Source organism: Burkholderia pyrrocinia (assembly GCF_018417535.1).
In the GTDB taxonomy this organism is placed as follows: Bacteria; Pseudomonadota; Gammaproteobacteria; order Burkholderiales; family Burkholderiaceae; genus Burkholderia; species Burkholderia pyrrocinia_E.
Genome location: NZ_CP070978.1, coordinates 2,808,110 through 2,832,722 on the forward strand (window position 1 = coordinate 2,808,110; position 24,613 = coordinate 2,832,722).

The window sequence follows — 24,613 nt, forward strand, 5'->3', positions numbered from 1 at the left end:
TTCCCGCGAGGCGCGCGATGGCGAAGATGATCGTGACTGCAATCGGCTCGGCGGGCGATGTGCATCCGCTGCTCGGCGTCGCGCGCACGTTCGCGGCGCGCGGTCACGACGTCGTGTTCTGCACGCACGCGCCGTTCGAGGCGGCCGTGCGCCGTTGCGGTTTCGCGTTCGTGCCGGTCGGCACCGCGGCCGAATACGAGGCCGCGATGGCCAACCCCGCGCTGTGGGATCCGCGCACGTCGTTCCGCACGCTGTGGCAGGTGATCGCGCCGACGCTGCGGCCGCATTACGACGCGCTGCGTGCGCTGACCGACGGCGATACGGTGCTCGTCGGCACGCTGTGGGCGTTCTCCGCGCGCTTCATGCAGGAGCTGCACGGCACGCCGTACGTGTCGGTGCAGGTGTCGCCGTCGACGCTGCTGTCCGCGCATGCGCCGCCGACGCACCCGCGCTTGACGATACCCGCGCGCTGGCCGCTGCCGGTGAAGTCGGCGCTGATGACGCTGATCGAGCGGCAGGTGCTCGACCGCGTATGCGGCCCCGCGCTCGACGCGGTGCGCCGCGAACTCGGGCTCGCGCCCGCGCGGCGGGTGCTCGGCCGCTGGCTGCATTCGACCGACGGCGTGCTGTGCCTGTTTCCCGGCTGGTTCGCGCCGCCGCAGCCCGACTGGCCGGCGAATCATCTGCAAAGCGGCTTTCCGCTGTTCAACGACATCGCGGCGCCCGACGAAGATGCGGAACTCGATGCGTTTCTCGCGGCCGGCGAGCCGCCGGTCGTGTTCACGGCCGGCTCGACGCTGGTCGATCACGCGGCGTATGCGCGCGCGGTGGCGGACGCGCTGCGCGCGACCGGCGCGCGCGGGATCCTGCTGACGCCGCACGATGTGGCGTCGGACGGCAACCGGTCGCTCGTGCGCCGCTTCGTGCCGATGCGCACGCTGCTGCCGCGTTGCCGCGCGCTCGTGCATCACGGCGGGATCGGCACCGCGGCGCTCGCGTACGAGGCCGGGATCGTGCAGGTCGTGACGCCGTTCGCGCACGACCAGTTCGACAACGCGCAACGTGTCGCGGCGAGCGGCTGCGGCGTGCGCGTCGACGGCCCGGTCGACGGCGCGCGGCTCGGTGCGGCGCTCGCGCGCGTGCTCGACGAACCCGCATTCGCCGCGCATGCGGCGGGCACGCGCGCGCTGCTCGCAGCCGCGCCGGACGGCGGCAACGCGGCCGCCGATTTCATCGAACGGTTCGCGCCGAAGCGCGGGCGGGCGATCGTGACGGCCGATGTCGCGGTGGCCGGCGCATGAGCACCGCGTCGCCGCTTCGCGATGCGCCCGGCGCGCCGTCCGCGTTCGATGCGCCGGCCCCCGCGCCGGCCGCGCAGCCGATGCGCGGCATGCGGCTCGCGCTGCTGACGTTCGCGCTGTCGCTCGCAACCTTCATCGAGGTGCTCGACTCGACCGTGACGAACGTCGCGGTGCCGGCGATCTCCGGCAGTCTCGGCGTCTCGAACAGCCAGGGCACGTGGGTGATCAGTTCGTATTCGGTCGCAGCCGCAATTGCGGTGCCGCTGACGGGCTGGCTCGCGCGCCGCGTCGGCGAATTGCGGCTGTTCGTCGGCGCGGTGCTGCTGTTCACGCTGACGTCGCTGCTGTGCGGGCTCGCGCGCGACCTGCATGTGCTGGTGATCTGCCGCGCGTTGCAAGGGCTGTGCTCGGGGCCGATGGTGCCGCTGTCGCAGACGATCCTGCTGCGCACGTTCCCGCCGGACAAGCGCACGATCGCGCTTGCGCTGTGGGCGATGACGGTGCTGCTCGCGCCGATCTTCGGGCCGGTGGTCGGCGGCTGGATCGTCGACAACTTCTCGTGGCCGTGGATCTTCCTGATCAACCTGCCGATCGGGCTGTTCTCGTTCGCGGTGTGCACCGCGATGCTGCGCCCCGACGCGCGGCGCGGCGCGGCCGGCCCGATCGACGTGCCGGGCATCGTGCTGCTCGTGATCGGCGTCGGTTCGCTGCAGGCGATGCTCGATCTCGGCCACGACCGCGGCTGGTTCGATTCGCCGCTGATCGTCACGCTCGCGGTGGTCGCGGGGCTTGCGATCGTGTCGCTGCTGATCTGGGAAGCGGGCGACGCCCATCCGGTCGTCGATCTGAGCCTGTTTCGCGACCGCACGTTCTCGTTCTGCGTGCTGATCATCTCGCTCGGGATGATGAGCTTCTCGGTGGTCGGCGTCGTGTTCCCGCTGTGGATGCAGGCCGTGATGGGCTACAACGCGTTTCATGCAGGGCTCGCCACCGCATCGCTAGGCGTGCTCGCGCTCGTGTTCTCGATCCTCGTCGGCCTGTACGCGCATCGCTTCGACGCACGCGTGCTCGCGACGGTCGGCTTCCTCGTGTTCGCGGGCGTGCTCGCGTGGGACGCGCATTTCACGCTGAAGATGACGTTCGCGCAGATCGCCGCGCCCGGCCTGATCCAGGGGATCGGGCTGCCGCTTTTCTTCATTCCGCTGACCGCCGCGACGCTGTCGCGCATTCCCGACGACCGGCTCGCGGCCGCGTCGAGCCTGTCGAACTTCCTGCGCACGCTGTCGGCCGCGTTCGGCACCGCGATGAGCGTGACGCTGTGGGACAACCGCGCGACCTATCACTACGACGTCGTGTCGCAATCCGTCACGCATGCGTCGGCGAACACGCAGCGCTTCGTCCACACGCTGAACGCGATGGGCGTGGACGGCGTGCGCGAGCTGACGACGCTGCACCAGGTCGTGATGCAGCAGGCGTACATGATGGCGACGAACGATATGTTCTGGATGGCGAGCATGACCTGCCTCGTGCTCGCGGCGATGATGTGGCTGACGCGGCCGAAGCGTGGCGCGGCGGCGTCCTTCGGGCATTGAGGAGAGGCACATGACGACACTCGGCGCACTCGTGATCCTGTATCACCCGAGCGACGCGCAGCTCGAAGCGCTTGGCGCGTGGCGGCATGCGTGCGACGCGCTGCTCGTCGTCGACAACACGCCGCAGCCCGATGCGCGGGCGCGCGACCTGTGCGCACGCGAAGGCATCGCGCTGCTGCATCACGGCAATCGCGGCGGGATCGCGGGCGCGTACAACGCGGGGCTCGCGGCGCTGTTTCGCGACCGCATCGATGCGGTCGCGCTGTTCGATCAGGATTCGTCGGTGCCGGCCGCGTATTTCCCGGCGATGCGCGATGTCTGCGCGGGGCTCGCGGGGCGTGCGTTCCTGGCCGGCCCGCGCATCTTCGACGAGAACGCGCGCAGGTTCCTGCCCGAACTCGCGACCAACGGGATCGGGCTGCGCCGCCTGCGCATCGAGCCGGGTACGCCGATGCAGCGCTGTGCATTCCTGATCTCGTCGGGCTGCGTCGTATCGCGCGATGCATTCGACGTGCTCGGCCGGTTCGACGAGACGCTGTTCATCGATCACGTCGACACCGAATACAGCTTCCGCGCGCTCGCGCGCAACGTGCCGCTCTATGTCGTGCCGTCGCTGGTGCTGCCGCACCGGATCGGCGCGAAGCAGCGTCACGCGATCGGCCCTTTTGAAATGACGTCGATGAATCACTCGTGGCAACGGCGCTACTACAGCGCGCGCAATGCGGTGCAGCTCGGGATGCAGTACGGGCTGCGCTTTCCGGTGGCGATCGTGCCGAACCTGCTGACCGTGTGGCAGGTCGTGCAGATCGCGCTCGTCGAGCGCGACAAGCGCGCGAAGCTCGCCGGCATCCTGTTCGGTGTCGCGGACGGCCTGTTCGGCCGGCTCGGTCCGCTCGAACGCACGCGGCCGCGGCTGGCCGCGCGCGCGCAGCGCGTTCGGCAGGGGTGAGGGGCGCGATGCGGCGGGTGAAAAAAGCGGCGGAAAGGGCGCATGGCGTGAAGGGCGGATCGATGATCGCGGCGGCGGCCGCGCTGCTGGCGTTGGGCGGATGCGTGCCGTCGGGCTTCCTGCCTTCGCTGTCGCTGCGCGCGCCGGCCGACGATGCGCTCGCGCACACGGCCGGCCCCGGCGCGAACGGCGCGTGGCCGGCGCCCGACTGGGTGAAGCAGTTGCAGGATCCGCAACTCGACGAGCTGGTGGCGGAGGCCTCGCAGAACAATCCCGATCTGCAGGTCGCGCAGGCGCGGCTGCGGATCGCGCAGGCGCAACTTCAGCAGTTCGATTCGCTGACGGGGCTGACGGGTACCGCTGGCGCTACGGTCAGCCGCGCGCGGATGCCGAAGCCCGGCGACATCGCCGACGTGACGGCCGGCGGTTATCGCGTGCCGGTCGAGATTTTCGGCGACCCGGTCGTGTCGCCGTCGTCGGTGTTCGTCGGGCTGAACTACCAGCTCGATCTGTGGGGAAAGAACCGTGCGGCGACGAAGAGCCTGATGTCGCTGCGCGACGCGGCCGGTGTCGAGGCCGAACAGGTGCGGCTCACGCTCGCCGTCGCGATCGTCACCGTGTACTGCCAGCTCGATCAGGCGTACGCGGTGCGCGACCTGCTGCAGCAGAAGCTGAAGGTCAGCCAGCGCGTGACGGCCGTGTTGCGCGAGCGCACCGCGCGCGGCCTCGACAACGCGTACGACGCGAGCGACGCGTCGATCAAGCGCAGCCGGCTGCTCGAACAGATCGCGCTGAACGACGAGCAGGTCAAGCTCGCGCAACTGCAGCTCGGCGTGCTGTCGGGCCGAGGCCCCGAGCGCGGGCTCGCGCTGCAGCGGCCGCGCGTCGGCGCGTTTGCGGGGACCGCCGTGCCGGCGCGGCTGCCGGCCGACCTGCTCGGCCGCCGGCCCGACATCGTCGCCGCGCGGCTGCGCGTCGAAGCCGCGTTCGCGAATGCCGATTCGACGCGCGCGCAGTTCTATCCGGACGTGAACCTCGTCGCGCTCGGTGGCGTGTTTGCGCTCACGCCCGCGTCGCTGTTTTCGCGCGATTCGCTCGCCGGCTCCGTCGGCCCCGCGATCTCGCTGCCGATCTTCGATCGCGGCCGGCTCAAAGCGAAGCTCGGTGCGGATGTCGCGCAGGCCGACGTCGCGATCGGCCTGTACAACAAGACCGTCGACGATGCGCTCGGGCAGGTCGCGCAACTTGTCACGTCGCTGCAGACCGCGCAGACGCTCGTCGCGCAGCAGCAGGGCGCGGTGGCGGCCGCGCAGAAGATCGTGCAGATCGCGGCCGACCGCCACCGGCGCGGCGTGCTGATGCAGAAGGATGTCGATGTCGCGGATCTCACGCTGATCGACGAGCGCGCGCAGATGATCGCGTTGCTCGGCCGGCAACGGACATTGCGCGTCGGGCTGATCGGCGCGCTGGGCGGCGGGTTCGATGCGGGCGCAACGGTCGCGCAGGCGCCGGCCGTGCATCGGGCGCGCAGCGGGGCGGCAAGGCGCGGTGCGGCGACCGCTGCGACTGCTGCGACTGCAGCGGCCGCGAGCCGGGCTACGGTGGCGGGTACGTCGAACGACGCGCGCCCGGCGAGCGCTGACGTGCCGCCGGCTACCGGCACGGCGAGTGCCGCACCCGCACGGCGCGACGACACGGTGCGTCCGTCGACGGTCGGTGCAACCCATCCCGGCGCGACGCCTCGCGGTACGCCTGTTCTCGCGCGCACGGCGTCGGCGAGCCCCGTGCCGAGCCCGTCGGTCTTGCCGGCGATACCCGTCTTCCAGCACGATCGTCTGATCGTTACGCAAAGCGACTGATGCACCACGACAACCTTCACACCGCCGCGCAGCCGGCCGCGCTGAACGACCCGGCACTCGATGCGCGCCGCGCGACGCGCCGCAAGCGCTTCACCGTGTTCTTCGCGATCGTGCTGCTGGCCGCGCTCGTGTGGGTCGCGTACTGGCTGTTGAGCGACCGCTATTACGAAGACACCGACGACGCATATGTCGCGGGCAGCATCGTGCAGGTCGCCGCGCAGATCCCGGGTGCCGTGACCGACGTGCTGGTTGCCGATACGCAGGCCGTGCGTGCCGGACAGACGCTCGTGCGGCTCGACGACACCGAGGCGTCCGTCGCGTTCGCGCAGGCGAAGGCGCAGCTCGCGCAGGCCGTGCGGCAGGTCGCGAACGCGAAGATCTCGAACACGATGTATGTCGAGGCCGTGAATGCACGGCGCGCCGACCTGTCGCTCGCGCAGCGTGCGTTCGCGGCGCGCTCGGGCGCGTCGGTCGAGATCGTCGCGCCCGAGGAGCTGGCACGTGCGCGCGCGGCGGTGGCCGGCGCGCAGGCGAATCTCGCGGCCGCGCAGGCGCAGCTCGATGCCGCGCGCGCGCTCGGCAGCAAGCTGCCCGTCGACGAGAGCCCGGCCGTCGTGCAGGCGGCCGCGCAGTTCAAGCTCGCGTACCGGAACCTGAAGCGCACGACGATCGTCGCGCCCGTGGACGGCACGATCGGGCAACGCTCGGTGCAGGTCGGCCAGCAGGTGGGGCCCGGCGTGCCGCTGATGTCGGTCGTGCAGTTGAACCGGCTGTGGATCGACGCGAATTTCAAGGAAGGGCAGATCCGCCACATGCGCGTCGGGCAGCCGGTCGAGATCGTGTCGGACCTCTATGGCACACGGGTTGCCTATCGCGGCCGCGTGCAGGGCTTCTCGGCGGGCACGGGCAGCGCGTTCTCGATGCTGCCGTCGCAGAACGCGGCCGGCAACTGGATCAAGGTCGTGCAGCGCGTGCCGGTCGTGATCGCAATCGATCCGCGCGATCTCGCCGCGCATCCGCTGCGCGTGGGGCTGTCGATGCGCGCGACGGTCGACACGCACGACCGCAACGGCCACGCGCTCGACAGCGAACCGCCGACGCCGGCCGTCAGCACGCGCGTGCACGATGGGGTCGCGAGCGAGGCGGAGGCGGCCGCCGCGGCGGTCATTCGCGAGAATCAGGGCGGGTAACGCCCGTCGAAAAAGGGCAGGGCCGGTCGCCAGGGCGGGCCGGCCCTAGCGCGGTGCGCCTCCCGTCTTTATGCCTTTCCGTCTTCCCGTCGTTTCCTGCCCCGACTTTCGCATTTCCGCCATCGATGTCGGCGCCGTTCAAACGCATGTCGCGTTTGAGACATCGGCGCCCCTGCCTCCCGGACTACTCTCGAACAGCACGTTGCGTGTGCGCCGCATGAGCCGGCGCGCCGCGGCGCCATCCAACGAGACATGGAGACAATACGATGAGCAGCAATCGAGGTGTCGTCTATCTTGGACCGGGCCAGGTCGAAGTCCAGAGCATCGATTATCCGAAGATGGTCGATCCGAGCGGCCGCGCGATCGGCCACGGCGTGATTCTGAAGGTGGTCAGCACGAACATCTGCGGCTCCGACCAGCACATGGTGCGCGGCCGCACGACCGCACCGGTCGGCCTCGTGCTCGGTCACGAGATCACGGGCGAAGTGGTCGAGGTGGGCCGCGACGTCGAGACGCTGAAGATCGGCGATCTCGTGTCGGTGCCGTTCAACGTCGCATGCGGGCGCTGCGCGATGTGCAAGGACACGCATACGGGCGTGTGCCTGAACGTGAACCCGTCACGTGCCGGCGGCGCATACGGCTACGTCGACATGGGCGGCTGGATCGGCGGCCAGGCCGAATACGTGCTCGTGCCGTATGCCGATTTCAACCTGCTGAAATTCCCCGACCGCGACCAGGCAATGGCGAAGATCCGCGATCTGACCTGCCTGTCCGACATTCTGCCGACCGGCTATCACGGCGCGGTGAGCGCGGGCGTGAAGCCGGGCTCGACGGTCTATATCGCGGGCGCGGGCCCGGTCGGGATGGCGGCGGCCGCATCGGCACGCCTGCTCGGCGCGGCCGTGACGATCGTCGGCGACATGAACGCGGAGCGCCTCGCGCATGCGAGGGCGATGGGCTTCGAGACGGTCGACCTGTCGAAGGACGCATCGCTCGGCGAACAGATCGAGCAGATTCTCGGCGTGCCCGAGATCGACTGCGCGGTCGACTGCGTCGGCTTCGAGGCGCACGGCCACGGCTCGTCGGGCCACTCGGAAGAGGCACCCGCGACGGTGCTGAACTCGCTGATGGAGATCACGCGGCCGGCCGGCGCGATCGGCATCCCGGGCCTGTATGTGACGGACGATCCGGGCGCGAAGGACAAGGCCGCGCAGCACGGCAGCCTGAGCATCCGCTTCGGCCTCGGCTGGGCGAAGTCGCATTCGTTCTTCACGGGCCAGACGCCGGTGCTGAAGTACAACCGCAACCTGATGCAGGCGATCCTGTTCGACCGGCTGCCGATCGCGAAGATCGTCAACGTCGAGGTGATCTCGCTCGACCAGGCGCCGGAAGGCTACAAGAAGTTCGACGGCGGCGCGCCGCGCAAATTCGTCATCGACCCGCACGGGTTGCTGGCGGCCTGATGCGCTAGCGCTTGACACGCGCAACGCGCAGCGCGAAACGGGCGGCTCCGGAAACGGGCCGCCCGTTGTCGTTGCGGGGGCGGCGAGGCGGGCGGCGCATGCGCCGGCACCGCCCGCAACGAAGGCGAACTCCGATCCCAGCGGCACGGGCTGGGCCGCTATCCCGGGCACGCGTCGTTTCGCATCTGGGCGCCGGAGCCGCAGCCCGCGACTGTTCGATCCCGCCCGATGGAAACGCCGGCCGACTGCCTGTCGTATCCGCTGCTGCAGGATGCGGATCGCAGCGACTGGGTGCAGTGGCTGCGTGCTCAGTGGCCGCGATAGAGCTTCGTGATGTCGGCGTTGCCGGGTGCGGTGTGCCGCACGTGGCCGGTGTGCAGGCTCACACGGCGGATCGCATGGGTGCGATGCGCGGGATCGCGACTGCCTCGCCAGTCCGCCACGCGAACCGCACCGCTGTGCTTCCGGTCAGGCTCGCGCGCCGACGGCGCGGCCTGTGCAACCGATATCCCGCCAACGGGTTCGCTGGCGTCAGGGACGCTGCCGGTCTTGCCTGCGCCCGCCACCTGCGTTCCGTCAGTCGAATGAAACGGATAGACGGGCGCAGGCAAGACCGGCGGCACGGAATCGTTCGACGCGAGCAGGCCGGCGCCGGTCGCCGACGCGGCAGGCGTACCGGAGCCGCGACAAACGGGATCGGCCTTGCACGTCCGGTCGACCATCACGTAGCCGCCGACCAGCAGCACGAGCGTCAGGATGCTGAGGATCGGTGCGCTCGATGCGCGCGGCCGCCGGAAGGCCGCGTTGCGCAGCGTACGCGCGACGCGCGACGACCACGTATGGAAAGACGGCGGCGCATGCGTGGCGTGCGCGTCGTCCGAGGCGCGGCGAATCGGGTCGAACGGCCAGTTCCACTGGCCGCAGACAGGGCAGTGCTCGAATGCGCGGAAGGCCACGAAGCCGCATTCCCTGCAGCGCCAGCAAGCGGCATGCCGCGAGTCGGCGCGCGTGTTCAGCACGGTGCGCCACGCATCGCGCGCGCGAACGTTCCGGTTGGGGAGGACTCGCATCGTTCGAAGCGGCAGGTGCCGTTAGCAAGACGAACGATCGCCGATGATCGTGATTGTTCCGTACCCGCCAATCGATCCACGCGTGCCACCATCCAGCGGAGCGCGCGTCGTCGACTGTCGTATGCATGCGGTGTTCATGTCATTCCCCATAACATCGGACGCGTGGAGCACGTTCGTCCGTAGCTGCCTTCCGCTTCATTCTTTGTCGCTCGCGCGCGAAACGCAAGGCGCATGTCGGTCGTCGCAATTCGCACGTTCCGTGCTAACCGTCGTGCCGCTGCCGGGCCGCGAGCATCCCGATGGTTTCCATCGCACGCTCGACGGCCGGCGTCCACGGCCGGCCGTAGTTGAGCCGCAGATAGCGGCGGAATCCGCCGGTCGCGGAGAAGATCGGCCCCGGCGCGATGCTGACGCCGTTTTCCATCGCATCGCCGAACAGGTGCATCGCATCCACGCGCGGCGGCAGTTCGATCCACAGGAAATATCCGCCGCGGGGCGCGAACACTTCGGTGCCGGCCGGAAAATACGCGCGAACGGCGGCGAGCATTTGCGCCTGGTGCGCGGCGAGGTTGCGCCGCAGCTTGCGCAGGAAGCGGTCGTATGCGCCGTCGCGCAGGTAGCTCGAAATCGCCATCTGCGCGGGCACGTCCGCCGCCGGCGCGCTCGCGCCTTTCGCCTGCCGGATTTGCCGCACGTAGCGTCCGGCCGCGACCCAGCCGATCCGGAACCCGGGCGCGAGGCATTTCGAGAACGAACCGCAATGCAGGACGAGCCCGCTGTCGTCATACAGTTTCGCGGGGCGCGTGGGTGCCGATCCGAAATGCAGTTCGCCATACACGTCGTCCTCGATCAGCGGCACGCCACGCGACGCGAGCAGGTCGATCAGTGCGCGCTTGCGCTCGTCGGTCAACGTCGCGCCGGTCGGGTTGTGGAACGACGTCATGAACCAGCAGGCGCGCACCGGATGCGTGTCGAGCGCCTCGGCGAGCGCGTCGAGGTCGAGGCCGGTGCGCGGGTCGACCGGAATCTCGACGGCCTTCAGGTGCAGGTGCTGCACGGCCTGCAGCACCGCGTGGAATGCCGGTCGTTCGATCGCGACGATGTCGCCCGGGCGCGTCAGCGCCTGCAGGCAGAGCGTCAGCGCTTCGAGCGCGCCGGTCGTGATGACGATCTCGTCCAGCGGCAAGGCCGCGCCCGCATTCAGATAGCGCAACGCGATCTCGCGGCGCAGCGCGTCCTGGCCGGGCGGCAGGCCGGACAGCAGTTTAGTGCGGTCCATGCTGCGGGCCGCCGACGCCACGTAGCGCCACAGGCTGCTCATCGGAAACAGCGAATAGCTGGCGAATGCCGAGCCGAGCGGGACGATGTCCTCGCACTTCAGGGAGTCGAGCAGGCGGAACAGCGGATCGTCGTCGCCGGTTTGCGCGGCGGCCGGCTTGCGTGGCGGATCCTGGCCGAACCGTACGTGTTTGTCTTCGAGGTTCGCAACGAAATAACCGGACCGCGCACGCGCGACGATCAGACCCTCGCTTTCGAGCGCGTAGTACGCGCGAAACACGGTGGACGGGCTCACGCGATACGCGCGGCAGGCCGCGCGCACGGTGGGGATGCGCGCACCGGCCGCCAGGTCGCCGCGCCGGATCGCGTCGGCGATCGTCTGTGCCAGCGCCGCATATCGCTTCATGCCAGCCCTCCGGCCGCTCGGGCCTTGCTGAAAAAAGAGTAGCACGGCACCTGTCGAGCGCAATTGCGCCCCAATCGCTGATCCGCATGTTTTTGAACGGCTGTGATCCTTTTCTTTCGTCTGACGAGCGGGCATGCTCTCGCAAGCTTTATTCCCGATGTCCGAACGATACGGAGTTCGCGCTGCCCGGCGGCGGATCCGTGGCCCCCGCGCGTCCCGCGCGGGACCTTGTCTGCGGCGTCCTTACCTTACCCGGAATCATTCAGCGTGAAATCGAAGACCCTCATCGCGGGCCTGATGGCCGGCATCGCCCTCAACCTGTTCAGCGGCGCCGCCACGGCTGCCTGCATCAGCAATCCCGCGGCCCAGCCGAACGCGACGTTTCCCGCCGCGCTGACCGGCAAGCTCGTCTATCACAGCTACGTCAAGTACGGCGACGGCACGAGCCAGCTCTTCCTCTACGACTTCTCGGCCCATACGCTGACGCAACTGAGCAAGAGCACGTGGGGCATCACCGATCCGATGAACGGCGTGTTCAGCCCCGACGGCAAGTGGCTCGCGTTCATGGGCATCAGCAACGGCGCGTGGAACGTGTTCATGCTGCAGCTCGGCGCCGGCACGCCGCCCGTCAACATGACGAACAGCACGGGCGCCACGCGCAACGAGGACCCGAAATTCAGCGCGGACGGCAAGACCCTCGTGTTCAAGCAGAACGGCGACGTCAAGCAGGCCACGCTGTCGTACACGAGCGCGGGCCCGGTGTTCACGTCGGTCGTGAGCCTGACGAACGCGCCGGCCGGTGCCGAATACTCGATGCCGTATCTCGCGCCGGACGCGAGCGCCGTGTATTACGCGACCGGCACCGGCTCGAACATGGGGCTGATGAAGCGCACGATCGCGACCGGTGCGACCGCCGTGTTCGATCATCCGGCCGGGCTGCAGACGTACTACCCGATCGTGCGCGCGGACGGCATGGTGTTCTACGCGCGCTGGAAAGACAGTGGCGCGGCCGACCAGATCTATTCGAAGACCGCCGACCCGGCCTCGACGCCGAATGCGTTGTCGCTCAACGACTGCATCAGCAACAACTCGGACCCGGCGCCGGTGAGCGGCACGAACTACCTGTTCTTCTCGTCGACGACGGCGGGCGGTTATCAGCTCTACGTCGGCGACGTGACGACCGGCCAGCGCTGGAGCCTGTCGCAGTTCGGCGTCAATGCCGATACGACGAAGGCCAAGCTCGGGTCGAGCTACTACGGCGGCCCGGCCGCCGCGCAGCCGACGCTGCTGTCGCAAGGGCGTCCGGCCGCCGCGTCGGCGAGCTACAACGCGTCGCTCACGCCCGACAAGGCGTTCGACGGCAACTCGACGAGCACGCGCTGGGATTCGCCGGAAGGCGCCGGTGTCGGTTCGCAATGGATCTCCGTGGATCTCGGTGCGGTGAAGCACATCGATCACGTCGATCTGTACTGGGATGCGGGCGCGCTCGTCTACCAGATCCAGACGTCGAACGACAACGCGAACTGGACGACGATCTATTCGACGAGCAACGGTGGTTCATATACCCACGTCACACTGCCGAATCTCAACGGCAGCGGTCGTTACGTGCGGATGCTCGGCACGCAGCGCGCGACGCAGTGGGGCTACTCGCTCTACGAAATGCAGGTGTGGGGATCGTAAGCGCAAAGAAAAAAACGGCCTTCGAGGCCGTTTTTTTTGCGTCACGCGCTGCGCGGTTCACGCATGCAGCACATGCGCCGGAAACGCCGGCCCGGCACTGGCCGCACCCTGCGCGAGCGGTGCGACCTGCTTGCGGCGCTCCCTTGTCGGCGCGACGCCGAACGCGTCGCGATAGCTCTTGCTGAAGTGGCACGCCGACTGGAAGCCGCATGCCATCGTGATGTGCATGATCGACATGTCGGTCTGCAGCAGCAGCTCGCGCGCGCGGCGCAGCCGCAGCGTCAGGTAGTAGTGCGTCGGCGTCATCCCGAGATGCTCGCGAAACAGCCGCTGCAGTTGCCGCTGCGACATGTTCGCGAGCCGCGCGAGCTCTTCGCGCGACAGCGGCTCCTCGATGTTGTTCTCCATCAGCGAGATCACTTCGAACAGCGACTTGTTCGCCGAGCCGAGGCGCGCGACGAGCGGCATGCGTTGCTGCGCGCTCGTGTCGCGCACGTGTTCGACGATGAACTGCTCGGCGATCTGCGTGACGCGCGCGGTGCCCACGCGCGCGGCGATCAGGTTCAGCATCATGTCGAGCGGCGCGACGCCGCCCGTGCAGGTGACGCGGTCGCGGTCGACCACGAACAGTTCCTTCAGGAAGCGCGTATCCGGAAACTCTTCCTTCAGCGCCGACATGTTCTCCCAGTGGATCGCGCACGCGTAGCCCGCGAGCAGCCCCGACTTCGCGAGCGCATAGGTGCCCGTGCACAGGCTGCCGAGCGGCAGCCCCAAGCGCGCGAAGCGGCGCAGTGTCGACAGATGGGCGGGCGTGGTCGCGCGCTGCACGTCGATGCCGCCGCACACGAACACGATGTCGGGTTGCCCGACGCATTCGGCCGGGCCCGTGTCGACTGTCAGACCGTTGCTCGCCGTGACCGGGCCGCCATCCGGGCTGATCACCGACCAGCGGTAGAGCGGCTGACCGCTCAGGTAGTTCGCCATCCGAAGCACCTCGATCGCATTGGTGAACGCGATCATCGTGAAGTTCGGTAACGGCATGAACGCGAAGTGGGACAGCGACGCTGTGCGGTCGGGCGACATGGGGAGCTTCCTGGAATCTCTAATAGCTATAGGCCCGAGGCACCGATCGGGCTGCGGTATTGTGTGAGCGAGCGCAACAAGCGTGCCATACGGCTAAACCCTAGCTCCATACGTTGTCTGGGTGTAAGGCCGATGTTGCACTGCACCGTATCCGGGACGCGCCGCACTCCGACCGGGCGGCATAGGCACTGCCGGAGTGCGTGTCCATAGGTGAACAGCCGACGCCGTTTTTATCGGTCATCCGGAAAAGCACGACCGGTCACTTGTATAAAACGGACGCGCATGGCGGAAAAGGCAAAGAACGCGTCTAAATTCATCAATCCGCCGAAAATCCGAACGACAAGAATAGAGCCGTCGGCAGCCTTGCACTGGGCCAGCAGGAAACCCAGGCAGGGCGGGCCTTGAGCTTCGGTTTCAGCCCTTTATTCTTCGTCACGGACGCACTATGTCGAACTCCCAGCCTTTCTTCTCGCAGCCCCTTGCCGAGCGCGACGCGCCGGTGCGCAGCGCCATCCTGAAGGAACTCGAGCGTCAGCAGTCGCAGGTCGAGCTGATCGCGTCGGAAAACATCGTGTCGCGTGCCGTGCTCGAAGCGCAGGGCTCGGTGCTGACCAACAAGTACGCGGAAGGCTATCCCGGCAAGCGCTACTACGGCGGCTGCGAATTCGCGGACGAAGTCGAGGCGCTGGCGATCGAGCGCGTGAAGCAGATCTTCAACGCCGGTTATGCGAACGTGCAGCCGCACTCGGGCGCGCAGGCGAACGGCTCGGTGATGCTCGCGCTGGCCAAGCCGGGCGACACGGTGCTCGGCATGTCGCTCGACGCGGGCGGCCACCTGACGCACGGCGCGAAGCCGGCGCTGTCGGGCAAGTGGTTCAACGCGGTCCAGTACGGCGTGAACCGCGACACGATGCTGATCGATTACGACCAGGTCGAGGCGCTCGCTCACGAGCACAAGCCGAACCTGATCATCGCCGGCTTCTCGGCGTACCCGCGAGCGCTCGACTTCGCGCGCTTCCGCGCGATCGCCGACAGCGTCGGCGCGAAGCTGATGGTCGACATGGCGCACATCGCGGGCGTGATCGCCGCGGGCCGCCACGCGAACCCGGTCGAGCACGCGCACGTCGTCACGTCGACCACGCACAAGACGCTGCGCGGCCCGCGCGGCGGCTTCGTGCTGACCAACGACGAGGACATCGCGAAGAAGATCAACTCGGCCGTGTTCCCCGGCCTGCAGGGCGGCCCGCTGATGCACGTGATCGCCGGCAAGGCCGTCGCGTTCGGCGAAGTGCTGCATGCGGACTTCAAGACCTATATCGACAACGTGCTCGCGAACGCGCAGGCGCTCGGCGACGTGCTGAAGGCCGGCGGCGTCGATCTCGTCACGGGCGGCACCGACAACCACCTGCTGCTGGTCGACCTGCGCCCGAAGGGCCTGAAGGGTGCGCCGGTCGAACAGGCGCTGGAGCGCGCGGGCATCACCTGCAACAAGAACGGCATTCCGTTCGACACCGAGAAGCCGACCGTCACGTCGGGCATCCGCCTCGGCACGCCGGCCGGCACGACGCGCGGCTTCGGCGTCGCGGAGTTCCGCGAAGTCGGCCGCCTGATCCTTGAAGTGTTCGACGCGCTGCGCGCGAACCCGGAAGGCGACCACGCGACCGAACAGCGCGTGCGCCGCGAGATCTTCGCGCTTTGCGAACGCTTCCCGATTTACTGATCGACCCCCACAAGAGCAGAGACTGGAGCGAGAGGCAGATATGAGCACGCTGCATCAGGACAGCATCATCATCGACGGACTGAACATCTCGAAGTTCGAGAAGCCGGTGTTCGAAGACATGCGCAAGGGTGGCATCACGGCCGCGAACTGCACGGTGTCGGTGTGGGAGAACTTCACCAAGACCGTCGACAACATCGGCGTGATGAAGAAGAAGATCCGCGACAACGGCGAGCTGCTGACGCTGGTACGCACGACGGACGACATCTTCCGCGCGAAGCAGGAAGGCAAGACCGGGGTCATCCTCGGCTTCCAGAACGCGCACGCGTTCGAGGACAACCTCGGCTACATCGAGGCGTTCCACGACATGGGCGTGCGCGTCGTGCAGCTTTGCTACAACACGCAGAACCTGGTCGGCACCGGCTGCTACGAGCGTGACGGCGGGCTGTCGGACTTCGGCCGCGAAGTGATCACCGAGATGAACCGCGTCGGCATCATGGTCGACCTGTCGCATGTGGGCGGCAACACGTCGTCGGAAGCGATCGCGTTCTCGAAGAAGCCGGTGTGCTATTCGCACTGCCTGCCGTCGGGCCTGAAGGAGCATCCGCGCAACAAGAGCGACGCGCAACTGAAGGAGATCGCCGACGCAGGCGGCTTCGTCGGCGTGACGATGTTCGCGCCGTTCCTGAAGCGCGGGATCGAAGCGACGATCGACGACTACATCGAGGCGATCGATTACGTCGTGAACCTGATCGGCGAAGACGCGGTCGGCATCGGCACGGATTTCACGCAGGATTTCGCGAAGGAATTCTTCGACATGCTGACGCACGACAAGGGTCGTTATCGCCAGTTGACGAACTTCGGCAAGGTGATCAACCCGGACGGTATCCGCACGATCGGCGAATTTCCGAACCTGACCGCGGCGATGGAACGCGCCGGCTGGAAGGAGTCGCGCATTCGCAAGCTGATGGGCGAGAACTGGGTGCGCGTGTTCAAGGACGTGTGGGGCGCGTAAGCGCCGCGCCGGCCGGACCGCTACCAGCGATTCAACACTAGAAAAATCGGGACGTGCCCGCGCCAGCCGCGCGGGCACGCGGACGATGTCGTGCCTGCGCGCTCAGACGCGCGGCCAATTTCCTCACGGAGTCACCACGATGCAACCGCAACTGCCGATCAACGTCGATCCCGATACCGGCGTCTGGACCACCGATGCGCTGCCGATGCTGTACGTGCCGCGCCACTTCTTCACGAACAACCACGTCGCCGTCGAGGAAGCGCTCGGCGTCGACGCGTATGCCGAGATCCTCTACAAGGCCGGCTACAAGTCCGCGTACCACTGGTGCGACAAGGAAGCGAAGCTGCACGGCCTGACCGGCATGGCCGTGTTCGAGCACTACCTGAAGCGCCTGTCGCAGCGCGGCTGGGGCCTGTTCTCGATCATCGAGGCCGATCCGGCCAGCGCGCGCGCGAAGATCGAGCTGCGCCACTCGTCGTTCGTGCTCCAGCAGCCGGGGAAGGAAGGCAAGCTCTGCTACATGTTCGCCGGCTGGTTCGCCGGTGCGATGGACTGGGTCAACGACACGACGCCGGAAGGCAAGGGCGCGCCGCGTGCGCAATCGAAGGAAGTGCAGTGCGCGGCCGAGCATCACGACCACTGCGTCTTCGAAGTGTCGCCGATCGCGCACTGATGCACTGATTTCACCGCTACACAACAACACCCGCAACACGAGACATTCGAACGCCAGAGGTCGCCAGCGATGCGTTATCCCCACCTGTTCAAACCCATGCAGCTGAACCAGCTGACGCTGCGCAACCGGATCGTCAGCACCGCGCACGCGGAGGTGTATGCCGAGCCGGGCGGCCTGCCGGGCGACCGCTATATCCGCTACTACGAAGAAAAGGCGAAGGGTGGCGTCGGCCTCGCGATCTGCGGCGGGTCGAGCCCGGTGTCGATCGACAGCCCGCAGGGCTGGTGGAAATCGGTGAACCTGTCGACCGACAAGATCATCGATCCGCTCACGCGTCTCGCCGACACGATGCACAAGCACGGCGCGAAGATCATGATCCAGGCGACACACATGGGCCGCCGCTCGTCGTTCCACGGCGAGCACTGGCCGCACCTGATGTCGCCGTCGGGCGTGCGCGAACCGGTGCACCGCGGCAACGCGAAGATCATCGAGATCGAGGAAATCCGCCGCATCATCGGCGATTTCGCGGCGGCCGCGAAGCGCGTGAAGGCCGCCGGCATGGACGGCATCGAGATCTCGGCCGCCCACCAGCATCTGATCGACCAGTTCTGGAGCAAGCGCTCGAACCACCGCACCGACGAATGGGGCGGCAGCCTGGAGAACCGCCTGCGCTTCGGCATCGAGGTGCTGACGGCGGTGCGCGAGGCGGTCGGCAAGGATTTCTGCGTCGGCCTGCGCATGTGCGGCGACGAATTCCACGAGGACGGCCTCGATCACGAGGCACTGAAGGAAATCGCACAGGCGATGTCGGAGACGGGCCTGGTCGACTACCTGAGCGTGGTCGGTTCGGGCGGCGATACGCACAACACGATCGCCAACTGCATGCCGCCGATGGCATTGCCGCCGGAGCCGTTCGTGCACCTTGCCGCCGGCATCAAGTCGGTCGTGAAGATTCCGGTGATGCACGCGCAGAGCATCCGCGATGCGGGCCAGGCCGAGCGCCTGCTCGCCAACGGCATGATCGACCTGGTCGGCATGACGCGCGCGCAGATTGCCGATCCGCACATGGTGATCAAGATCCGCGACGGCCGCGAAGACGAAATCAAGCAGTGCGTCGGCGCGAACTACTGCATCGACCGCCAGTACAACGGCCTCGACGTGCTGTGCATCCAGAACGCGGCGACCTCGCGCGAAGCGACGATGCCGCACATCATCGAGAAATCGCGCGGCCCGAAGCGCAAGGTCGTGGTGGTGGGCGCGGGCCCGGCGGGCCTCGAGGCGGCGCGCGTCGCGAAGCTGCGCGGCCACGACGTCGTGCTGTTCGAGAAGAACGCGGAAGTGGGCGGTCAGGTGATGATCGCCGCGAAGGCGCCGCAGCGCGAACAGATGTCGGGGATCATCCGCTGGTTCGACATGGAAACCAAGCGCCTGGGCGTCGACCGCCGCCTCGGCGTGGCCGCCGACGAGAAGATGATCATGGCGGAGAAGCCGGACATCGTCGTGCTCGCGACGGGCGGTTCGAGCTTCACGTGGCAGGTGCCGGGCTGGGGCGTGGCCGACGGCCTGGCCGTCAGTTCGTGGGACATCCTGACCGGCAAGGTCGAGCCGAAGCAGAACGTGCTGCTGTTCGACGGCGTGAGCACCCATGCGGGTGCGGGCGTGGCCGACTTCATGGCGAGCCGCGGCTCGAAGGTCGAGGTCGTCACGCCCGACGTGAAGGTGGCCGACGATTGCGGCGGCACGACGTTCCCGATCTTCTATCGCCGCCTGTACGCGCTCGGCGTGATCCCGACGCCGAACACCATGCTCGACCGCGTTTATGAAGAAGACGGCAAGACGATCGCCGTGCTGCGCAACGAGTATACGGAAGAACTGGAAGAGCGCGCCGTCGACCAGGTGGTGATCGAGAACGGTTCGTCGCCGAACGACGAGCTGTACTGGAAGCTCAAGCCGGAATCGCTGAACCGCGGCCAGATCGATCCGCACACGCTGTTTGCGGCCGAGCCGCAGCCGTGCCTGTCGGAAGAACTCGGCAACGGCCGCTTCCTGCTGTTCCGTGTCGGCGACTGCATCTCGATGCACAACGTCCACGGCGCGATCTACGACTCGCTGCGTCTCGTGAAGGATTTCTGAAGATGAATCCGTCCTTCCTCATTACCGCACTGTTGTGGCTGTCGGTGGCGGGGCTCGCGTTCGCGGTCGCGAAGCGCTCGTCCTACTGGCGTCTCGGCCGGGCCACGGCGCCCGGCTCGTTCGGCGTCGCGAACCTGTTCGCGATTCCGAAGCGCTACTTCGTCGACCTGCACCACGTGGTCGCCCGCGATCCGTACATCGCGAAGACCCACGTCGCGACCGCCGGCGGCGCAATCGGCGCGCTCGCGCTGGTGTTCGTCAACTACGGCCTCGCGATCTACTCGCCGTGGCTCGACAAGCTGATCTTCCTCGCGGCGCTCGCGATGCTGGTCGGCGCGGTGTTCGTGTGGCGCCGGCGCGCGGCGAAGGACGTGCCCGCCCGCCTGTCGCGCGGCCCGTGGAATACGCTGCCCTGGCTGCTCGGCTCGTTTGCGCTCGGCCTCGTGCTGTTCATGCTGGTGCCGACCGGCGCGATGTCGGGTGCGTTCGCGGTGCTCTGCGCGCTGCTGATCGGCATCGGCGCGTTCACGATGACGGTCGGCGCCGCGAAGGGCGGCCCGATGAAGCATGCGATCGCCGGCCTGCTGCACCTCGCCTTCCACCCGCGCCAGGAGCGTTTCGCGGCCACGCGCGAATCGTTCACGGGCAACGGCACGGCCACGCCGCCGACCGCGCTGAAGCTGCCGGACATCGAGCATCAGGAGTACGGCGTCGCGAAGCCGGTCGAATTCCGCTGGAACCAGTTGCTGAGCTTCGACGCATGCGTGCAGTGCGGCAAGTGCGAAGCCGCGTGCCCCGCGTTCGCGTCGGGCCAGCCGCTGAACCCGAAGAAGCTGATCCAGGATCTCGTGGTCGGGATGGCGGGCGGCACCGATGCGGCGTACGCGGGCAGCCCGTCGCCGGGTCTCGCGGTCGGCCAGCATCGCGGCGAGCCGAACGGCCCGATCGTGTCGGGCCTGATCGAAGAACAGACGCTGTGGTCGTGCACGACCTGCCGCGCGTGCGTGCAGGAATGCCCGATGCTGATCGAGCACGTCGACGCGATCGTCGACATGCGCCGCAACCGCACGCTCGTGCACGGCTCGGTGCCGGGCAAGGGCCAGGAAGTGCTCGCGAACCTGCGCGAGACGGGCACGATGGGCGGCTACGACACGGCCGCGCGCTACGACTGGTCGGTCGACCTGAGCGCGCCCGTCGCGCAGCCGGGCAAGCCGGTCGACGTGTTGTTCGTCGCGGGCGAAGGCGCGTTCGACATGCGCTACCAGCGCACGCTGCGCGCGTTCGTCAAGGTGCTGAACAAGGCCGGCGTCGACTACGCGGTGCTCGGTTCGACCGAAACCGACACGGGCGACGTCGCGCGCCGGCTCGGCGACGAGGCGACGTTCCAGCAGATGGCGAAGCGCCTGATCGGCACGCTCGGCACGCTGTCGTACAAGCAGATCGTGACGGCCGACCCGCACGTGATGCACAGCCTGCGCAACGAATACCGTGCGCTCGGGCTGCGCGTGACGGTCAAGCACCACACGACCTACCTTGCCGAACTGGCCGACAGCGGCAAGATCGCGCCGAAGGCCGTCGAAGCGCTGCGCGAGAAGCGCACCACGTATCACGACCCGTGCTACCTCGGCCGCTACAACGGCGAGACGGAAGCGCCGCGCAAGCTGCTGAAGACGATCGGCATCCAGGTCGTCGAGATGGAACGCAACGGCATGCGCGGCCGCTGCTGCGGCGGTGGCGGCGGTGCGCCGCTGACCGATATCCCCGGCAAGCAGCGCATTCCCGACATCCGCATCGCCGACGCACGCACGATCGGCGCGGACGTGGTCGCGGTTGCGTGCCCGAACTGCACGGCGATGCTCGAAGGCGTCGTGGGCCCGCGCCCCGACGTGCTCGACGTGGCCGAACTCGTTGCCGCCTCGCTGGAGTGAATCGATGAATACGATCAAACGAATCGATCCGCGCCGGCCGTTCATCATCACGGCCGCGGGCCTGAAGCGCATCACGCTCGGCGAGGAAGGCAGCGCCGACGCCAGCGCCGCGCACTGGTCCGCGCACGGCCACGCGGCTGCCGCGAAGCCGCGCCGCGCGGTGCAGGACCCGAAGCACGTGATGCTGGTGGTCGCGCACGGCGAACGCGGCGCGCTCGACGATCATGCACGGCAGGCGATCGCCGCCGCCGCGTTGCTCGCCGATGCCCAAACCGAAGTCGCGCTGCTCGCATTCGGCGAACTGAAGGACGACATGGCCGAGCTCGGCGTCGACAAGCTGGTTGAACTCGCCGGCTTCGATCGCCGCGCATTCGATCCCGAAAGCGAATTGCAAGCGCTGCAGGCGTGCGTGGCGGCGCTCTCGCCGAAACACGTGTTCGTGCCCGATAACGCGACGGGCGACGGCGATCTCGGCCGGCGTTATGCGGCAGCCGCCGGCGCGAGCGTCGCGACCAACGTCGTCGAGATCGACGCGAAGCATGTCGGCGCGTATGCGCAGGCCGGCCGCGCGTTCGCGACGCGCGCGCTGCCCGACGTGATCCTGCTCGCGCAGAGCGCGGTCGACGCAAAGCTGCCGTTCGTCGGCGCGGGCGAACGCCTGGCCGCCGACTTCATCCGCCCGGCCCATGACGCCGCGCAGCCGTATCGCGATCTCGGCCTCGAGGAAATCGATGCGGCGCGGGTCGCGCTCGAGGAAGCCGATTTCATCGTGTCGGCCGGCAACGGCGTGTCCGACATCGGCGCGTTCGAGCGGCTGGCCGGTGCGTTCGGCGCGGCGATCGGCGCGAGCCGGGTCGCGGTCGACAACGGCCACTTCACGCGCGACAAGCAGGTCGGCGCGACCGGCAAGACGGTCGAGGCGAGCGTGTATATCGCGTTCGGCATCTCGGGCGCGGTGCAGCACCTGCAGGGGATCAAGGACTGCCGGCACGTGATCGCGGTGAACCTCGACGGGAGCGCGCCGATCGCGAAGCGCGCGAACCTGACGGTGGTTGGCGACGCGCAGGCGACGATCGCCGCGCTGATCGAACAGGTGCAGGCCGCGCGGGTCGCGCGCGGACAATCGCCGGCCGCGATCGGCGCCCGTGAACCGGAAGGAGTCGCAGCATGAACGCCCCCCGCCAGTTGCAACGCATCGCGGTGCTCGTGTCCGTCGGCCGGCACCCGGTCAGCGGCGTCGCGCGCTACAGCCGCAACGACGCGGCCGCGCTCGAAACCGGCCGCCAGCTCGCGGAACGGCATCGCGCGCAGCTCGACGTGATCCATGCAGGCGACCCCGCGAATGCGGCGCTTGCCGAATATCTCGCGCTCGGCGCGCGGGAGGTCGAAGTGCTGGCCTGCCGCGACGGCGACGACGCCGTGCACGCGCTCGCCGCGCGCATCGAAGGCTACGACCTCGTGCTGACCGGCACGCGCGCCGAGGGCGCGTACGACACCGGGATGCTGCCGTATCGCGTCGCCGCGGCGCTCGGCTATCCGCTCGTCGGGGCGGCCGTCGACGTGACGATCGAAGGCGGCCGCGCGGCGGTCCGGCAATTTTTGCCGAAGGGGCTGCGGCGGCGCGTCGATGCGGCGCTGCCGGCCGTCGTCGCTGTCCATCCGCTTGCCAATGCCGAGCCGCGCTACGCGTATGCGCGGCTGCGTGCCGGCGCGATCCGGCCGGCGCTCGCGGCGCCCGGCGCGGCCGCCGGCGCGGCCGCGTGGACGGTCGGTCCGGTCGAGCGTAAACCCGTCAAGCTGGTTGCCGCCGAGAAGCGCTCCGGGCATGCCCGGATGCTGTCGGCGACGACGACCGAAAGCCGTGGCGGCAACGTCGTAAATGAAGGGAGTTCGGTCGAAAAAGCACAAGTGATCCTCGCGTATTTGCGCGAGCATCAGCTCATCGACTACTGATTTTGATGCCTGTCGGCAAGAACCCAGGGATGCAAGGAATCCGGAGCAAACGATGAAAGTATCGGCAGACATTCGTGCATTGATCGAGCGGCGCAAGGAAGGGCACAGCCTCGACGCACCGTTCTACACGAGCGAGGACATTTTCGCGCTCGACATGGAGGCGATTTTCCGCCAGCACTGGATCCAGGTGGCGGTCGAGCCGGACATTCCCGAGCCGGGCGACTACGTGACCGTGGAACTGGGGAGCGATTCGATCCTGATCGTGCGCGACGACGACATGGCGATCCGCGCGTTCCACAACGTGTGCCGTCACCGCGGCGCGCGCCTGTGCAACGAGGACAAGGGCTCGGTCGGCAACATCGTGTGCCCGTACCACAGCTGGACCTATAACCTGACGGGTCAGCTGATGTTCGCCGAGCACATGGGCGAGAAGTTCGACCGCTGCAAGCACAGCCTGAAGTCGGTGCACGTCGAGAACCTCGCGGGCCTGATCTTCATCTGCCTCGCCGACGAGCCGCCGGTCGACTTCGCGAAGATGCGCGCCGAGATGGAGCCGTACCTGCTGCCGCACGACTTGCCGAGCACGAAGGTCGCCGCGCAGATCGACATCATCGAGGAAGGCAACTGGAAGCTCACGATGGAGAACAACCGCGAGTGCTATCACTGCGTCGCGAACCATCCGGAGCTGACGATCTCGCTGTACGAATACGGCTTCGGCTACCAGCGCTCCGACGCCAACGCCGAGGGCATGGATGCGTTTGCGGAAACGTGCATCAGGCGCGGGAAGGAGTGGGCCGAGATGGGCCTGCCTTCCGCCGAGATCGAAAAGTTGCACGATGTGACGGGCTTCCGCACGCAGCGCCTGCCGCTCGACCGCAGCGGCGAATCGCAGACGCTCGATGCGAAGGTCGCGTCGAAGAAGCTGCTCGGCAATTTCAGCCAGGCCGATCTCGGCGGGCTGTCGTTCTGGACGCAGCCGAACTCGTGGCACCACTTCATGAGCGATCACATCGTGACGTTCTCGGTGATCCCGCTGTCGGCCGGCAAGACGCTCGTGCGCACGAAGTGGCTCGTGCACAAGGACGCGAAGGAAGGTATCGACTACGACGTGAAGAACCTCACGGCCGTGTGGAACGCGACCAACGACCAGGATCGCGCGCTCGTCGAATTCTCGCAGCGCGGCGCGAACAGCAGCGCATACGAGCCGGGCCCGTATTCGCCGTACACGGAAGGTCTCGTCGAAAAATTCTCGGCCTGGTACATCGGCCGGCTCGCCGAAAAAACCGGCGAATAGGTCATAGCAGCGAACAAGCGGAGCAATTG

General features: G+C 67.9%; 18 protein-coding genes. 15 read left to right on the forward strand and 3 right to left on the reverse strand.

Annotation, left to right across the window (positions count from 1 at the left end; translation table 11 throughout):
* Window positions 1-17 precede the first annotated feature (17 nt).
* The 6 genes from JYG32_RS30730 to fdhA all read left to right on the forward strand — a co-directional run bounded on the left by JYG32_RS30730 (window position 18) and on the right by fdhA (window position 8,354).
* Window positions 18-1,301: a glycosyltransferase gene (locus JYG32_RS30730; protein ID WP_213266103.1), complete on the forward strand. Its 1,284-nt coding sequence runs from the start codon at window positions 18-20 to the stop codon at window positions 1,299-1,301.
* Window positions 1,298-2,893 carry a DHA2 family efflux MFS transporter permease subunit gene (locus tag JYG32_RS30735; RefSeq protein WP_213266104.1) on the forward strand — a complete coding sequence of 532 codons (1,596 nt, stop codon included), beginning with the start codon at window positions 1,298-1,300 and terminating at the stop codon, window positions 2,891-2,893. The genes JYG32_RS30730 and JYG32_RS30735 overlap by 4 nt, the downstream gene beginning before the upstream one ends.
* 10 nt (window positions 2,894-2,903) lie before the next feature.
* Window positions 2,904-3,842, forward strand: a complete 939-nt coding sequence (locus tag JYG32_RS30740) for a glycosyltransferase family 2 protein (RefSeq protein ID WP_213266105.1) — start codon at window positions 2,904-2,906, stop codon at window positions 3,840-3,842.
* An 8-nt stretch (window positions 3,843-3,850) separates the two neighbouring features.
* Window positions 3,851-5,701, forward strand: a complete 1,851-nt coding sequence (locus tag JYG32_RS30745; protein WP_213266106.1) for an efflux transporter outer membrane subunit — start codon at window positions 3,851-3,853, stop codon at window positions 5,699-5,701.
* Window positions 5,701-6,891, forward strand: a complete 1,191-nt coding sequence (locus tag JYG32_RS30750) for an efflux RND transporter periplasmic adaptor subunit (RefSeq protein ID WP_213266107.1) — start codon at window positions 5,701-5,703, stop codon at window positions 6,889-6,891. Before JYG32_RS30745 ends, JYG32_RS30750 begins: the two co-directional genes overlap by 1 nt.
* A 266-nt stretch (window positions 6,892-7,157) precedes the next feature.
* Window positions 7,158-8,354 carry a formaldehyde dehydrogenase, glutathione-independent gene (gene fdhA / locus JYG32_RS30755; RefSeq protein ID WP_129515652.1) on the forward strand — a complete coding sequence of 399 codons (1,197 nt, stop codon included), beginning with the start codon at window positions 7,158-7,160 and terminating at the stop codon, window positions 8,352-8,354.
* 308 nt (window positions 8,355-8,662) lie between these two features.
* On the opposite strand, the gene JYG32_RS30760 is transcribed toward fdhA, so the two are convergent.
* Both JYG32_RS30760 and JYG32_RS30765 read right to left on the reverse strand, forming a co-directional pair.
* Entirely contained in the window at window positions 8,663-9,424 is a 762-nt protein-coding gene (locus JYG32_RS30760) for a hypothetical protein (RefSeq protein WP_213266108.1), read from the reverse strand.
* 262 nt (window positions 9,425-9,686) lie between these two features.
* The gene (locus JYG32_RS30765; protein WP_213266109.1) at window positions 9,687-11,108 is read right to left on the reverse strand and encodes a PLP-dependent aminotransferase family protein; all 1,422 of its coding nucleotides are present in this window, start codon (window positions 11,106-11,108) and stop codon (window positions 9,687-9,689) included.
* Window positions 11,109-11,375: 267 nt separating this feature from the next.
* Here JYG32_RS30765 and JYG32_RS30770 point away from each other — a divergent pair, with 267 nt between their 5' ends.
* Entirely contained in the window at window positions 11,376-12,788 is a 1,413-nt protein-coding gene (locus JYG32_RS30770) for a discoidin domain-containing protein (RefSeq protein WP_213266110.1), read from the forward strand.
* 57 nt (window positions 12,789-12,845) lie between these two features.
* On the opposite strand, the gene JYG32_RS30775 is transcribed toward JYG32_RS30770, so the two are convergent.
* A complete protein-coding gene (locus JYG32_RS30775) occupies window positions 12,846-13,871 on the reverse strand; it encodes a GlxA family transcriptional regulator (RefSeq protein ID WP_213266111.1) in 1,026 nt (341 codons plus the stop codon).
* A 445-nt stretch (window positions 13,872-14,316) separates the two neighbouring features.
* Between JYG32_RS30775 and JYG32_RS30780 the strand changes: the two genes are divergently transcribed.
* From JYG32_RS30780 to JYG32_RS30815, 8 genes are all read left to right on the forward strand, one after another.
* Window positions 14,317-15,591 carry a serine hydroxymethyltransferase gene (locus JYG32_RS30780; protein WP_213266112.1) on the forward strand — a complete coding sequence of 425 codons (1,275 nt, stop codon included), beginning with the start codon at window positions 14,317-14,319 and terminating at the stop codon, window positions 15,589-15,591.
* Between the two features lie 40 nt (window positions 15,592-15,631).
* Complete coding sequence (locus tag JYG32_RS30785) at window positions 15,632-16,603, forward strand: dipeptidase (protein WP_213266113.1); 972 nt, start codon at window positions 15,632-15,634, stop codon at window positions 16,601-16,603.
* Between the two features lie 139 nt (window positions 16,604-16,742).
* Window positions 16,743-17,276, forward strand: coding sequence for a DUF5943 domain-containing protein (locus JYG32_RS30790; protein ID WP_048243292.1), 534 nt, complete (start codon window positions 16,743-16,745; stop codon window positions 17,274-17,276).
* Between the two features lie 69 nt (window positions 17,277-17,345).
* Window positions 17,346-19,409 (forward strand): NADH:flavin oxidoreductase, encoded by a 2,064-nt coding sequence (locus tag JYG32_RS30795; RefSeq protein WP_213266114.1) that lies wholly within the window; start codon window positions 17,346-17,348, stop codon window positions 19,407-19,409.
* A gap of 2 nt (window positions 19,410-19,411) precedes the next feature.
* A complete protein-coding gene (locus tag JYG32_RS30800) occupies window positions 19,412-21,337 on the forward strand; it encodes a (Fe-S)-binding protein (protein WP_213266115.1) in 1,926 nt (641 codons plus the stop codon).
* Window positions 21,338-21,341: 4 nt separating this feature from the next.
* Window positions 21,342-22,508, forward strand: a complete 1,167-nt coding sequence (locus JYG32_RS30805) for an electron transfer flavoprotein subunit alpha/FixB family protein (protein WP_213266116.1) — start codon at window positions 21,342-21,344, stop codon at window positions 22,506-22,508.
* Window positions 22,505-23,290 (forward strand): electron transfer flavoprotein subunit beta/FixA family protein, encoded by a 786-nt coding sequence (locus tag JYG32_RS30810; RefSeq protein WP_213266117.1) that lies wholly within the window; start codon window positions 22,505-22,507, stop codon window positions 23,288-23,290. Before JYG32_RS30805 ends, JYG32_RS30810 begins: the two co-directional genes overlap by 4 nt.
* 52 nt (window positions 23,291-23,342) lie before the next feature.
* Window positions 23,343-24,584 carry an aromatic ring-hydroxylating oxygenase subunit alpha gene (locus JYG32_RS30815; protein WP_174378564.1) on the forward strand — a complete coding sequence of 414 codons (1,242 nt, stop codon included), beginning with the start codon at window positions 23,343-23,345 and terminating at the stop codon, window positions 24,582-24,584.
* The last annotated feature ends 29 nt before the right edge of the window (window positions 24,585-24,613 follow it).